12 protein-coding genes are annotated in these 12,998 nt (G+C 73.1%); 7 read left to right on the top strand and 5 right to left on the bottom strand.

Features of this window, described 5'->3' with window-relative positions; translation table 11 throughout:
* The first annotated feature begins 37 nt into the window (after positions 1-37).
* Together V3N99_03995 and V3N99_03990 are read left to right on the top strand one after the other, a co-directional pair.
* Positions 38-382: a metalloregulator ArsR/SmtB family transcription factor gene (locus tag V3N99_03995; protein MEO3935903.1), complete on the top strand. Its 345-nt coding sequence runs from the start codon at positions 38-40 to the stop codon at positions 380-382.
* Positions 379-2,100: a SulP family inorganic anion transporter gene (locus V3N99_03990; GenBank protein MEO3935902.1), complete on the top strand. Its 1,722-nt coding sequence runs from the start codon at positions 379-381 to the stop codon at positions 2,098-2,100. The genes V3N99_03995 and V3N99_03990 overlap by 4 nt, the downstream gene beginning before the upstream one ends.
* A 6-nt stretch (positions 2,101-2,106) precedes the next feature.
* On the opposite strand, the gene V3N99_03985 is transcribed toward V3N99_03990, so the two are convergent.
* A complete protein-coding gene (locus V3N99_03985; GenBank protein ID MEO3935901.1) occupies positions 2,107-2,973 on the bottom strand; it encodes an NAD(P)-dependent oxidoreductase in 867 nt (288 codons plus the stop codon).
* 111 nt (positions 2,974-3,084) lie between these two features.
* Between V3N99_03985 and V3N99_03980 the strand changes: the two genes are divergently transcribed.
* The 5 genes from V3N99_03980 to V3N99_03960 all read left to right on the top strand — a co-directional run bounded on the left by V3N99_03980 (position 3,085) and on the right by V3N99_03960 (position 6,774).
* Positions 3,085-3,402, top strand: coding sequence for a thiamine-binding protein (locus V3N99_03980; protein ID MEO3935900.1), 318 nt, complete (start codon positions 3,085-3,087; stop codon positions 3,400-3,402).
* Positions 3,395-3,802, top strand: coding sequence for a GNAT family N-acetyltransferase (locus V3N99_03975; GenBank protein ID MEO3935899.1), 408 nt, complete (start codon positions 3,395-3,397; stop codon positions 3,800-3,802). The genes V3N99_03980 and V3N99_03975 overlap by 8 nt, the downstream gene beginning before the upstream one ends.
* A gap of 198 nt (positions 3,803-4,000) precedes the next feature.
* Complete coding sequence (locus tag V3N99_03970; GenBank protein ID MEO3935898.1) at positions 4,001-4,774, top strand: hypothetical protein; 774 nt, start codon at positions 4,001-4,003, stop codon at positions 4,772-4,774.
* Positions 4,771-5,796 (top strand): hypothetical protein, encoded by a 1,026-nt coding sequence (locus V3N99_03965; GenBank protein ID MEO3935897.1) that lies wholly within the window; start codon positions 4,771-4,773, stop codon positions 5,794-5,796. The genes V3N99_03970 and V3N99_03965 overlap by 4 nt, the downstream gene beginning before the upstream one ends.
* A gap of 18 nt (positions 5,797-5,814) precedes the next feature.
* Positions 5,815-6,774 (top strand): tetratricopeptide repeat protein, encoded by a 960-nt coding sequence (locus V3N99_03960; protein MEO3935896.1) that lies wholly within the window; start codon positions 5,815-5,817, stop codon positions 6,772-6,774.
* A gap of 4 nt (positions 6,775-6,778) precedes the next feature.
* On the opposite strand, the gene V3N99_03955 is transcribed toward V3N99_03960, so the two are convergent.
* The 4 genes from V3N99_03955 to glgB all read right to left on the bottom strand — a co-directional run bounded on the left by V3N99_03955 (position 6,779) and on the right by glgB (position 12,993).
* Positions 6,779-6,943, bottom strand: coding sequence for a hypothetical protein (locus tag V3N99_03955; protein MEO3935895.1), 165 nt, complete (start codon positions 6,941-6,943; stop codon positions 6,779-6,781).
* 154 nt (positions 6,944-7,097) lie between these two features.
* Positions 7,098-7,595 carry a hypothetical protein gene (locus V3N99_03950; GenBank protein ID MEO3935894.1) on the bottom strand — a complete coding sequence of 166 codons (498 nt, stop codon included), beginning with the start codon at positions 7,593-7,595 and terminating at the stop codon, positions 7,098-7,100.
* On the bottom strand, positions 7,592-9,232 hold the full coding sequence (gene pgm, locus V3N99_03945) for a phosphoglucomutase (alpha-D-glucose-1,6-bisphosphate-dependent) (GenBank protein ID MEO3935893.1): 1,641 nt from the start codon (positions 9,230-9,232) through the stop codon (positions 7,592-7,594). Before pgm ends, V3N99_03950 begins: the two co-directional genes overlap by 4 nt.
* The gene (gene glgB / locus V3N99_03940) at positions 9,229-12,993 is read right to left on the bottom strand and encodes a 1,4-alpha-glucan branching protein GlgB (protein MEO3935892.1); all 3,765 of its coding nucleotides are present in this window, start codon (positions 12,991-12,993) and stop codon (positions 9,229-9,231) included. The genes pgm and glgB overlap by 4 nt, the downstream gene beginning before the upstream one ends.
* Between the last annotated feature and the right edge of the window lie 5 nt (positions 12,994-12,998).

Raw genomic sequence — 12,998 nt, 5'->3', positions numbered from 1 at the left:
AATGACGCCGAACGGCGTCGCCGAATGACAGGTGCCCGTGTCGATCCCTCTCTACCAGGCCAAGGCCGAGCTCTTCCGCACGCTCGGTCACCCCGTGCGCATCCGCATCCTCGAGCTGCTCAGCGAGCGCGAGCAGCCAGTACGCGACCTGCTCACCCAGATCGGGGTGGCTCCGAGCAACCTCTCGCAGCAGCTCGCCGTCCTGCGGCGTGCCTCGCTCGTGGTCTCCCGGCGCGAGGAGGGTGAGGTCCTCTACGCGCTGTCGGTGCCCGAGGTCCGTGACCTGCTGCTGGCCGCGCGCGTGGTGATGTCCCGCATGGCCAGCCTCTCGTCCGAGCTGGAGTCGCAGCTGAGCGACGCGACCCTGCGGTCGAGCTGGTGAGCACCCCCGTCGTCCGTCGTGCCGGCTGGTCCGATGCGCTCGGGCGCCTCACCGCGCTGCTGCCGCGGCGCGCTGACTGGTCGGCGATGCGCACGCACCCCCGCCGCGACCTGCTGGCCGGTGTCATGGTCGGGCTGGTCGCCCTGCCCCTGGCCCTGGGCTTCGGGGCGAGCTCGGGGATGGGCGCGGGCGCGGGTCTGGTCACGGCGATCGTCGCCGGGGTCGTCGCCGCGGTCTTCGGCGGCAGCCACGTGCAGGTCAGCGGGCCCACCGGTGCGATGACCGTGGTGCTCGTGCCGATCGTCGCGACCTACGGGCCGCAGGCCGTGCTCACCGTCGGGCTGATGGCCGGGGTGGTGCTCGTGGGGCTGGCCCTCGTCCGGGCCGGTCGCTTCATCCGCTACGTGCCGGTGCCGGTCGTCGAGGGCTTCACCATCGGCATCGCCGTCATCATCGGGCTGCAGCAGCTGCCCGCGGTGCTGGGGGTGCACGTGCACGCCGAGAAGGTGACCGCCCTGGCCGGCGCCGCGCTCGTCGTGGGCCTGGGGTCCCCGCACTGGCCCGCCCTGGCCCTGGCGGCCGGCACCGTGGCGCTCGTCCTGGGTGGTGCCCGCCTGCGCCGCGGGGTGCCGTTCTCCCTCATCGCCATCGTGATCGCCACCGGGCTCGACGCGGGCCTCCACCTGGGGGCCGAGTCGATCGGCAGCATCCCCTCGACGATCCCGGCGCCGCGACTGCCGTCCTTCGACCACCTGGGCCAGCTGCTCGTGCCCGCCGTCGCGGTCGCCGCCCTCGCCGCCCTCGAGAGCCTGCTGTCGGCGTCCGTGGCCGACGGGATGACCGTGGGGCAGCGACACGACTCCGACCGCGAGCTCTTCGGCCAGGGGCTGGCCAACCTCACCGCGCCGGTCTTCGGCGGGATCCCCGCGACCGCCGCGATCGCCCGCACCGCGGTCAACGTGCGCACGGGGGCCACGTCGCGGGCGGCTGCCCTCATCCATGCCGGAGTGCTCCTGGTGATCGTGCTGGTCGCCTCCCGGTGGGTCTCGATGATCCCGCTCGCGGCGCTGGCCGGGGTGCTCGTGGCGACAGCCGTGCAGATGGTGCGTGTCTCGAGTGTCCGGGTCCTGCTGCGCTCCACCCGCGGTGACGCCGTGGTGCTGGTCGTCACGGCGGTCGCCACGGTGGCGCTCGACCTGGTCACCGCCGTCGTCGTCGGGCTCGTCGTCGCCGGTGGCTTCGCGCTGCACCAGGCGGCCGAGGCGGCGAGCCTGCTGGAGAGCCCCCTCGACCCCCTGGGTCACGAGGACGAGGAGCGGTCGCTGCTCGACGAGCACATCGTGGCCTACCGCCTCGAGGGTCCGCTGTTCTTCGCCGCCGCGCACGACTTCCTGCTCGAGCTGTCCGACCTCGGCGGCGTACGGGTCGTGGTGCTGCGGATGACCCACCTCAGTGCCATCGACGCCACGGGCGCCGCCGTCCTCGCCGACACGGTCCGTCGTCTCGAGAGCCGGGGGGTCACGGTGATGCTCTCGGGCGTCAGACCCTCGCACGAGCAGGTGCTCACCCAGCTGGGGGTCTACGCCGTGCTGGCGCACGAGCGCCACCTCTTCGCCACGACCCCCGAGGCGATCGCGCACGCCCGGGTGCACGCCGCCAGGGTCAAGCACACGCCAGGCGACGTCCTCGCGCTCGAGACCGGTGCCGGTCGCGTCTGACCCGGGTCAGCTGGGGCGCGGCGTGAAGGCCGTCAGCACGGCCGCCATGTCGTCGGCCCCGTGCCCGGCCAGGGAGGCCGCGGAGAAGACCGCCTGCAGGGCCTCGAGCAGGGTGGTGTCGACCCCTGATCCCGTGGCCGCGTCGGTGATCACCCCGAGGTCCTTGCGCACCCCGTCGAGGGCGAACGAGGGGGTCCAGTCGGCGCCCATCATCGCCTTCCCCTTGACGTGGGCGTACGGCGTGTCGACGGCGCCACCCCTGATGGCCTCGAGGAAGAGGGCCGGGTCGACGCCGAGTCCCTGCGCCAGTGCGACCGACTGGGGGACGGCGGCCGTGACCGAGGCGATCCACGCGTTGCAGACGAGCTTGAGCGCGGTGGCCTCACCGAGGTCCGACCCGGCCGAGACGGTCCGGGCGCTGATGGCCTCGAGCGCGGGCCGGGCGCGCTCGATCACCGACGGGTCACCGGCGGTGAGGAGCACGAGCTGACCGTTCTCGGCCGGCGCCTTCGTGCCCAGCATCATCGCCTCGACGAAGGACAGGGGCACCTCGGCGGCCCGGGCGGCCGCACGACGGGTCCCCTCGACGCCGATCGTGCTCGCCTGGACCACGACGAGGTCGGCTCCCGGCCCCGAACGGGCGATCTCGTCGAGTGCGTCGACCACCGAGTCGGCGTCGAAGAGCGTGAGGATGACCACCTCCGCGTCCGCGACGGCCTCGGCCACCGACTCGGCGACCACGGCGCCGTCGTCGGCCAGCGACTGCGCCCTCGCGGGTGTGCGGTTCCAGGCGGTCACGGTGTGGCCCTCGCGCAGGAGGCTGTGGACCACCCCCTTGCCCATGATCCCGGTGCCCAGGACGGTGACCCTCATCGACGAACCTCTTCTCGGCGGGGGCCGTGGACCGGCCCGTTCCCTCGCGACAGCACCCTGGCGGCGGTGGCTATTCCGGTGTCGGGGTCGATGGCGGCATACGGTGTGGGCATGCTCTTCGCCTTCTCCGTCGCCCCTGCTGCCGCCGCCGACGAGACCGGCTCGGTCCACGACGCGGTCGCCGCCGCCGTCGAGGTGGTGCGAGCCAGTGGGCTACCGCACCGCACCGACTCGATGTTCACCACGATCGAGGGCGAGTGGGACGAGTGCATGGCCGTCATCAAGGGTGCGGTCGACGCGGTGGCCGCCGTCAGCCCCCGGGTCTCGCTGGTGCTCAAGGCCGACCTGCGGCCGGGGTTCGTCGGCGAGATCGACGGCAAGGTCGAGCGACTGGAGCGGGCGATCGAGGCCCGCGCGTCCCGTGACTGAGAGCGCCCGGCGCGCCGACCACGGCTTCACGCTGCGGGTGGAGCACCACGACGACGACTGCCGGGTGCTCGTCGCCCTCGACGTCGACGGGTCGGTCGTGGGGCTGGCCAGCGGGGGAGTGAGCCGTGACCACGACGCCTCCACCGCGTGGGAGCTCTACTCGATCAACGTCGCCCAGTCCGCGCAGGGCAGCGGCCTGGCCGACGAGCTCCTCGTCGACGTGCTCGGCCGTCGACCCGCGAGCGTCTGGGTCCTGGCGGCCAACGGACGTGCGCAGTCGTTCTACCGGCGCCACGGCTTCACCCCCGACGGCGCCGTGCGCGCCCACGAGGGCATCGGCGCGCAGGAGCAGCGGATGCGGCGACCCGAGCCCACCCCTCACACCCAGTTGTTGCGGTGAGGGCTGGCTGCGTGTCCTGATTTGTCCGATTGTTTGCGGCGGTCACCGCAACAAGTGGGAGTGGGTTCGGGGGAGATCGGCGACCGGTGGCGATTCGGGGTTGCCGACCCGCCTGTGTCATGGTGGTTTCTCGACTGCCCGACCGGGCCGCGTCCTCACCGCGGGAGCCCGTCGCCCCGCACCGGAGGACCCCTACTCGTGATCATCGCCCGCCGCGTCGCCGTGACCCTCCTCGCCCTGGTCGGTCTCGTCGTCGCCGCGCTCGGTCTGTGGCTCGCTGTCGTGCTGGGACCCAGTGGCACCGCACGCTTCACCGCCCGGGCGACCGGGCCCGTCGTCATCGGCGCCGACGTGCTCGGCGAGCTGGACGTGCCCGTCACCGTGACGGCATACCAGGGTGCCGGGGGGGCCGGCGAGGCTGGCAACGGCATCTTCCTCGCGGAGGCCCGCTCCAGCGAGGTCGCCTCCGTGGTGGCGGGCGCCCGGGTGCTGGAGGCGACCAAGGCTCGCTTCCCCGCACGCGTGCTCGACCTCGCCCCCACGGGCTCGGGAGACCTCGCCGACCCCAGCGGCCTCGATGTGTGGCGCGCCACGGGACGGGGCGCCCTCGAGGTCACCGACGCGGGGTCCGACGCCGTCCTCGTCGTGCCCACGGGCCCCACGGGCACCGACCCCGTGACGGTCGTGATGACCCGCAAGCACTCCACCTGGTTCCTCGAAGCCGTCGTCGCCGTGGTCATCGGCGCCATCGTCGCGGGGGCGTCCGGCTGGTGGCTCGTGCGGCAGCTCGGCCACCTCGTGCCCTACGGCCGCCCGGGCGCGCGACGCCGTGCGGCGAGCCGGTCGGTGACCGACGAACCGGGCACGTCGCAGGCCGTGCGCACGGCGGGCACCTCCGCCGCCGGTGAGCCTGACGGCGCGTCCGCCGATCCCGCAGCAGCGACCGCCTCGACCCCGGAGGCCCGGCCATGACCGCACCCGTCGTCCGCCCGCGCAGCGCACACCTGCGGCGCGTCACCGGCGGTGCGGTGCTCGCCGCCACGACCGCCCTGGTGCTGGGCGCGTGCGGTGCGGTGGTGGGCGTCGGCGCCGCTCCCACCGCGACCGTCGGTGCCGCGGTCGAGGCCGACCGGGCCCAGGTCGTCGCCACGCGGGTGGTCGACCAGGCCCGCCGCGCGGTCGCCGCACCGGGACCCGAGGGCGACGCCCTGCGCAAGGCGGTGTTCGTCGGGGATGCCCTGGCGGCGGCGCGCGCCGACGCCAGGCTGGCCAAGGTCACCTCGGGGACCACCCTGGCGCAGCAGGCCCTCGTCGACTCACCCCCCGTCGTCCTGGCGGTGGCCCGCGACCTCGGCTACCCGCGCACCATGGTGGTGCAGAGCAGCCTCAAGGCCTCCGGTCTGCCCGTCCTGATGCTGCTCACCACTCCCGACGTGCGCACCCCCTACCGCATCTCGGCGAGCGTCTCGATGCTGCCGGGGGCGCAGGTGCCGGGCTTCGACCCGGTCGCCACCGGTTCGCCCGCCCTGACGGACGCCGACACGTCGGCGACCGGGCGTTACACCACGCTCGTCGAGGGGTATGCCGCGTCCCTGGCCTACCCCAGCAGCCCCCGGGCCGTCGCCCCCGGCATCACCGCGGGAGACGCCTTCGGCACGGCGGTGCGCGCCAACGCCTCGAAGCAGGCTGCTGCCCTCGCCTCCTTCGGCTCCTTCCGCCAGCAGCACGAGGCGCGGGCCATCAGCGGCGGGCTGCGCACGGCCGGCGGGCAGTCGGCCCTGGTCTTCGCGGTGATCGAGCGCAGCGACACGGTGCTGGTCAAGAGCGGCTCGCTCACGCTGACGAAGGCCTTCACGACCCTCAGTGGGCTGAGGTCGGTGACGTCGGAGGCCGACCTGTCGACCTACGAGGTCGTCGCGCTCGTCGTGCCCACCTCCGGGGCGGCCACGGTCGTCGGCGGCGAGGAGCACCTGTATGCCGCCCAGGGCGCCTGACCAAGAGAGAATGTCCGCATGACCCAGCAGCCCTTCTCCTCCTCCGCCCTGCGCGGCGCCATCGACCTCTCGTCACTGAAGCGACCCGCTCCCCCTGCGGGTGGTGCCCCGGCGCCTGCCGGTGCGGGCGGTGCGGCCCCGGCCGGCGGCGGTCTCGTGGTGCAGGGCACCGACGCGGGCTTCCAGGAGATCGCCACCTCGAGCGTGCGGGTGCCGAGTGTCGTGCTGCTGTGGTCGGCCCGGCTGCCGGAGTCGGAGCAGTTCGTCGCGACGCTCGCCGGGGTCGTCAGCACCTACGCGGGTCGGCTGCAGCTGGTCTCGGTCGACGTCGACACCAACCCCGGTCTGCAGCGGGCCTTCCAGGTGCAGTCGGTGCCCGCGGCCTTCGGCCTCGTGCAGGGTCAGCCCGTGCCGCTCTTCGCCGGGCTGCTGTCACCGCAGGAGATCGCCCCGTGGCTCGACGAGCTGCTCAAGCTGGCGCTCCAGCAGGGGGTCACCGGCCGGATCGAGGTCTCGGCCCCGGACGAGGGCTCCGTCGCGGACGACCCCGAGCCGGAGCCCGAGCTGCCCGCCCACGTGCAGGCGGCCTATGACGCCATCGACGCCGGAGACCTCGCCGCCGCCGTCGCGGCCTACGAGGGTGCGCTCGCGTCCGACCCGGCCGACGCCGAGGCCAAGCTCGGCCTGGCCCAGGTGCAGCTGATGCAACGCACCGAGGGGGCCGACCTGGTGGCGGCCCGGGCAGCAGCGGCGGCTGCGCCCACCGACGTGGACGCCCAGGTGCTCGTGGCTGACCTCGACGTGCTCGGTGGCCACGTGGAGGACGCCTTCTCGCGTCTCGTCGACCTCGTGCGGGTCACGGGTGGTGACGACCGCAACCGGGCCCGGCTGCACCTCGTCGAGCTCTTCGAGATCGTCGGGCCGGGCGACGAGCGGGTCGAGCGGGCCCGCAAGGCCCTGATGACCGCCCTGTTCTGACGCGTCAGCCCCGGCGGGCCCGGCGCGTCGGACGCAGCAGGGGGTTGCGCCCGCCGACGCGCAGCCGGGCGAGGGTCGCGAGGTTGGGCTGGGGCGACCCCGAGGCGTCGGTCATCGTCGGCACGTCGTGGCTCGAGGCGCTGCAGGTGGTGTCAGGGACGGCGGTCATGGGGCGACTCCCTACTGGGTCCTGTGCCTCCACCCGATCGGGTCGGTCGGCACAGGGACGAGGCTGCGGGAGGTTTTCTCCGGCAACCTCTCCAAGCCCTCGTTGACCGCGGGTATTCCCGGACCGGACGATCCCGGACGGACCCATCCGAGGGCTACGAGCGCACCAGCGCCTCGTCGAGGCGGTCGACCAGCGTCGCGGCGACCTGGTCGGGGGGTATCGGGCGGGGGTCGAGGTGAAGACCCCGGCGGTCGGCGTCCGCCTCAGCCGTGGGGTCGGCCACGTCACGCAGCACGACCAGGTGCACGGGGGAGGGGTCGACGAAGTCGAGCAGGTCGTCGAGCAGGTCGCCGGCGACCCGTTCGCTGAGCACCGCGTCGAATCCGCCGCGCTGGTAGGTCTCGGCGACGGCGATGCCGGCGAGCCAGCGGAGGAAGAGCTGCTCGACCCCGTCGGGGGGCGGGGGCCCCGAGGCCATCGGATCGTCGGTCATCACCACCGACCCGGTCACCACCAGCTGCTGCAGCGCCTCGAGGTCGACGTGCACCGCGCGGTCGAAGCGCAGCGCCAGGGCGCGGGCCACCTCGTGCGGGTCGACGCCGGACGCCCCGGTCACGAGCACGAGGCGCCCGAGCGGTCGGTCGCCGGTCACGAGCGGAGGGCGGCGGCCACGACGTCCTTCGCCTCGGCCTGCACCTGGGCGAGGTGCTCGGCCCCGCGGAACGACTCCGCGTAGATCTTGTAGACGTCTTCGGTGCCGGACGGGCGAGCAGCGAACCACGCGCTCTCGGTGGTGACCTTGAGGCCGCCGATCCGGGCGCCGTTGCCCGGGGCCGACGTCAACCTCGCGGTGATCGGCTCGCCGGCGAGGGTCTGCGCGGTGACCGCCTCCGGGGTCAGGGCACCGAGGGCCGCCTTCTCCTCGCGGCTGGCCGCGGCGTCGATCCGGGCGTAGGCAGGGTCACCGTGGGCGCGGGTGAGGTCGGCGTAGTGCTCGCTGGGGGTCCGGCCCGTGGTCGCCAGGATCTCGGAGGCGAGCAGCGCGAGGATGATGCCGTCCTTGTCGGTCGTCCACACCGACCCGTCGAAGCGCAGGAACGAGGCCCCTGCCGACTCCTCACCACCGAAGCCGACCGACCCGTCGAGCAGACCGGGCACGAACCACTTGAAGCCCACGGGCACCTCGAGCAGCTCCCGGCTCAGGTCGGTGGCGACGCGGTCGATCATCGACGACGAGACGAGCGTCTTGCCGATGGCGGTGCCGGCGGGCCAGCCCGGTCGGGCCCCGCCGTAGAGGTAGCCGATGGCCACCGCGAGGAAGTGGTTGGGGTTCATCAGACCCGCGTCGGGAGTGACGATGCCGTGACGGTCGGAGTCGGCGTCGTTGCCCGTCGACAGGTCGTAGTCGTGACGACGCTCGATGAGGGAGGCCATGGCATACGGGGAGGAGCAGTCCATGCGGATCTTGCCGTCCCAGTCGAGGGTCATGAAGGCCCACTGCGGGTCGACGCGGGGGTTGACGACCGTCAGGTCGATGCCGTGGCGCTCGGCGATCTCGCCCCAGTAGCCCACGGACGCGCCCCCGAGCGGGTCGGCCCCGATGCGCACGCCGGACTCCCTGATGCGGGCCAGGTCGACGACGTTGGGCAGGTCGTCGACGTAGTGTCCCAGGAAGTCGTATCGGCCGACCTCTCCGAGGGCGCGGTCGAGCGCCACCCGCTTCACGGCGGCAAGGCCTCCGACGATGATCTCGTTGGCCCGGGCGGCGATCCACGACGTGGCGTCGCTGTCGGCAGGCCCGCCGTGGGTGGGGTTGTACTTGAAGCCGCCGTCCGCCGGTGGGTTGTGGGAGGGCGTCACGACGATGCCGTCCGCGAGCCCAGGGCCCTGCTTGCCCTTGTTGAGGCGCAGGATCGCGTGGGAGACGGCCGGCGTCGGCGTGAAGCCGTCCCGGTCGTCGACCAGCACCGTGACGCCGTTGGCGACGAGCACCTCGAGGGCGCTCTTCCAGGCCGGCGCCGACAGGCCGTGGGTGTCGCGCCCGATGAGCAGCGGGCCGTCGACCCCGGCGCTGGAGCGGTACTCGCAGATGGCCTGGGTGGTGGCCAGGATGTGGTCCTCGTTGAAGGCGGTGCGCAGGCTCGACCCACGATGGCCCGACGTGCCGAAGACGACCTGCTCGTCGGGGTTCGTCGCGTCCGGGTGTCGGTCGTAGTAGGCGCCGACCAGGGCGTCGATGTCGACGAGGTCGACGGCCTGGGCGAGCTGACCGGCGCGGGGGTCGTTCATCGGGTCTCCCCCTCGATCATCGCGTGGGCCGCAGCGGTCTCGACCGGCGCGGGCTCGTCCTCCACCGGGATCAGCCACACCGCCGACAGCGACGGCACGATCACGTCGACGGAGTAGGGCTGCCCGTCCCACGACTCGTCGAGGGCCTCGTGGACCACCCCCGTCGAGCTCGGGGCCTCGGGCCGGTATCCGGCGGTGTCGAGCACGACCGTCCACCGGCCGCCGCGGGGCAGGCCGATCCGGTAGGCCTCGTGGGTGCTGCCGCTGAAGTTGACGACCGCGGCGAGCACCGGCGCGTCGGTGGCGCGGTCACCCGAGCCGAACCGCAGGTAGGAGAACGTGTTGTGGCTCGAGTCGTCGGCGTTGAGCCAGGTGAACCCGGCCGGGTCGGTGTCGAGCTCCCACAGCTCGCGCCGGCGCCGGTAGAGCGCGTTGAGGTCCTTGACCAGCGCGTGCACGCGGTAGTGGGCCGGCTGGTCGAGCAGCCACCAGTCGAGGCTGCGGGCGTCGGCCCACTCCGACTCCTGGGCGAACTCCGACCCCATGAAGACCAGCTGCTTGCCCGGGTGCGCCCACATGTGCGCGAGGAAGGCCCGTAGGGTCGCGAGCTGCTCGTCTCGGGTGCCCTTGGCCTTGCGCAGGAGCGAGCCCTTGCCGTGGACGACCTCGTCGTGGCTGATGGGCAGCACGAAGTTCTCGGTGAAGGCGTACATCAGCGCGAAGGTCATCGAGTTGTGGTGGTACTGGCGGTAGATGGGGTCCTGCCCGAGGTACTTCAGGCTGTCGTTCATCCAGCCCATGTTCCACTTGAAGCCGAAGCCCAGACCGCCTGTCGCGGTCTCGCGCGTCACGCCGTCCCACGACGTCGACTCCTCGGCGATGGTCACGATGCCGGGCACGCGACGGTAGGCCGTCGCATTCGTCTCCTGGAGCAGCTGCACCGCCTCGAGGTTCTCGCGGCCGCCGTAGGCGTTGGGGATCCAGGCCCCCGGCTGCCGCGCGTAGTCGAGGTAGAGCATCGAGGCGACACCGTCGACCCGCAGCCCGTCGATGTGGAACTCCTCGAACCAGTAGAGGGCGTTGGCGACCAGGAAGTTGCGCACCTCGGGCCGACCGAGGTCGAAGATGTTGGAGCCCCACTCCGGGTGCCACCCCTTGCGCGGGTCGGGGTGCTCGTAGAGCGGCTGGCCGTCGTAGCGGGCCAGGGCCCACGCGTCGGTCGCGAAGTGCCCGGGCACCCAGTCGAGGATCACGCCCACCCCGCGCTGGTGCAGCGCGTCGACCAGGAAGCGGAAGTCGTCGGGGCTGCCGAAGCGGGAGGTCGGGGCGTAGTAGCCCGTGACGTGGTACCCCCACGACGGCACGTAGGGGTGCTCCATCACGGGGAGCAGCTCGACGTGGGTGAAGCCCAGGTCGGCGACGTAGTTGACCAGGTGCTCGGCCAGCTCGCGGTAGCTCAGACCCTGCCGCCACGACCCGAGGTGCACCTCGTAGACGCTCATCGGGCCGGTGTGCGGGTTCTCGCGGGCGCGGCGCTCCATCCACGTCTCGTCCTGCCACGTGTAGTGGCTCTCGGTGACGATCGCCGCCGTCTTGGGCGCGACCTCGGTGCGCCGGGCCATCGGGTCGGTGTGGTTGCGGGTGATGCCGTCGGCGCCACGGATGGCGTAGAGGTAGTTCATCCCCTCGGTGGCACCGGGCACGAACAGCTCCCAGATGCCGCTCTCGCCGAGGCGGCGCATGGGGTGCGAGATCCCGCTCCAGCCGTTGAAGTCGCCGATCACGTGCAGCGCGGTGGCGCGAGGTGCCCACACCGCGAAGGACACACCGGTGACGTCACCGAGCGGACCGCCGTAGGTGCGCACGTGCGACCCCAGCACCGTCCAGAGCTGCTCGTGGCGGCCCTCGTTGACGAGGTGGCGGTCGACCTCACCCAGGGTGGGTGCGAAGCGGTAGGGGTCGTCCTGCTCGTGCTCGAGGCCGTCGTCGTAGGTCACGAGCAGGCGGTAGTCGGCGGTCGCGGTGACGGCGGGCGCCGTCCCCGACCAGACCCCGCCCTTGACGTGCGGCAGGTCGAGGACCGTGCCGTCGGCCAGCCGGGCGCGGACCGAGCGGGCCAGCGGGCGGTAGGTCGTCACCGTCAGTCCCCCCGGGCCGAGGTGGTGGCCGAGCAGGTCGTGGGGCTGCGAGTGGCGGGCCTCGAGGAACGCGTCGACGGCGCTCTCGTCGGCAACCTGGGCGAATGTGGGGACCGTGGTCATCCGGGGTCCTTCGGCGAGAGGGGTGGAGGAGGGGGGTGGTGTGAGGGCGGCGGCGACGATGCGGGCGACCGCGGCGGTCGGGATGGCGAGCCAGGTGGGACGGTTGCGGGCCTCGTAGACGACCTCGTAGAGCGCCTTGTCGAGCTCGAGCCCGGTGAGCAGGTCGTGGCTCGCCTCATCGGTGCGGGGGTCGGTGCCCGTCACCGCGGCGTATCCGTCGAGGAAGGCCTCGCGGGCCTGCTCGACCCAGGGCCGCGCGTCGCTGCCGGGCTGCTCGAGCTCGACCGAGCCACCCGCGTAGTCGAAGGAGCGCAGCATCCCGGCGACGTCACGCCACGCGAGGTCGGGGAGCACGCGCTCCGACAGGGGCCGCAGCGGCTCGCCCTCGAAGTCGACGGCGACCCATCCGCGATCGGCCACGTGCAGCACCTGGCCGAGGTGGTAGTCGCCGTGGACCCGTTGCAGCGCAGGCCAGCTCGCGTCGGCGAGCCGACCCATGACGGCCGGGACGCCGTCGGTGAGCCCCTCGACGTCGGCGAGAGCCGGCACCTCGGCGAGGGCCGCGGCATACCGCTGCGCCACGGAGCTCAGCAGCGGCTCGCGGCTGGCCTCGGTGACCGGTGTCGTGCCCATGGCGCTCGCGAGCGAGACGTGGATGCGGGCGGTCGCCTCGCCGAGCTCTCGGGCCTGCGTCGCGAACGAGGTGCCGGCCCGTGCGGCCCGCAGGGCCACCCGCCAGGCGTCCTCGACCCCCTCGAAGAAGCGCTGGGCGAAGGCGAGGTGGCCGGTGACGGCGTGGGCCCGGTCATGGGGTGCGGCCCCGGCGACGGCCGGGTCGGTCCACGTGCCGGTGACGAAGCCGACCGTCTGCGGCACCTGGCTGGAGCCGGCCTCGGTGAGCGCGGACTGCACGACCACGTCGGGGTTGTCGCCCGCCTGCAGGGTGCGGAAGAGCTTGATGATGATGGGCTCGGCGGGAGCGCCCGTCGAGTCGGTGACGTCGCAGATGATCGAGGTGTTGGACTGCTCGCCGCGCAGGACGGCCGAGCTCACCAGCGTGACCTGCGGGCCGGCGACGTGCACCCCCTCGACCGTGTCGTCGACCTCGTCGCTGAGGTCCTGGTGCTGGGCCTCGACCCGGCCCTCGACGAGAGCCAGCAGGGCCGCCACGAAGACGGGGTCGTGCGGCGCGTCGTAGAAGAACCGGCGGCCCAGCACGCCGTGCTGGGACTCCCCGATGAGGGCCGCCTCAGCACCCGCCAGGGGGGCGCTGCGGTAGGTGACCGGCACCTGGTACACCACGGGGGTGGGGCCGGCGTCGTCGACGACGACCTGCACCTCGATGCCGACCTCGCCGGCGGGGTCGTCGAGCCGGTAGCCCCCCAGGTCGCGCAGGCGAGGCACCCTGCCCTTGGCGGCGCACCAGCGCTGGGCGGGGAGCCAGGCCTCGAGCAGCTCGAGCTTGCCGGGGGTCAGGGTCGTGTCGTGGATGGTCGCCATGGGGG

It is taken from the genome of Dermatophilaceae bacterium Soc4.6, assembly GCA_039889245.1.
Lineage (GTDB): Bacteria > Actinomycetota > Actinomycetes > Actinomycetales > Dermatophilaceae > Lapillicoccus.
This window is presented reverse-complemented; position numbering and strand designations above follow the sequence as displayed.

Bases quoted from the DNA above. Each gene is read 5' to 3' on its own strand.
- V3N99_03985 (MEO3935901.1), bottom strand. From the start codon at position 2,973: ATGAGGGTCACCGTCCTGGGCACCGGGATCATGGGCAAGGGGGTGGTC.
- V3N99_03980 (MEO3935900.1), top strand. From the start codon at position 3,085: ATGCTCTTCGCCTTCTCCGTCGCCCCTGCTGCCGCCGCCGACGAGACC.
- V3N99_03965 (MEO3935897.1), top strand. From the start codon at position 4,771: ATGACCGCACCCGTCGTCCGCCCGCGCAGCGCACACCTGCGGCGCGTC.
- V3N99_03960 (MEO3935896.1), top strand. From the start codon at position 5,815: ATGACCCAGCAGCCCTTCTCCTCCTCCGCCCTGCGCGGCGCCATCGAC.
- V3N99_03955 (MEO3935895.1), bottom strand. From the start codon at position 6,943: ATGACCGCCGTCCCTGACACCACCTGCAGCGCCTCGAGCCACGACGTG.
- pgm (MEO3935893.1), bottom strand. From the start codon at position 9,232: ATGAACGACCCCCGCGCCGGTCAGCTCGCCCAGGCCGTCGACCTCGTC.
- glgB (MEO3935892.1), bottom strand. From the start codon at position 12,993: ATGGCGACCATCCACGACACGACCCTGACCCCCGGCAAGCTCGAGCTG.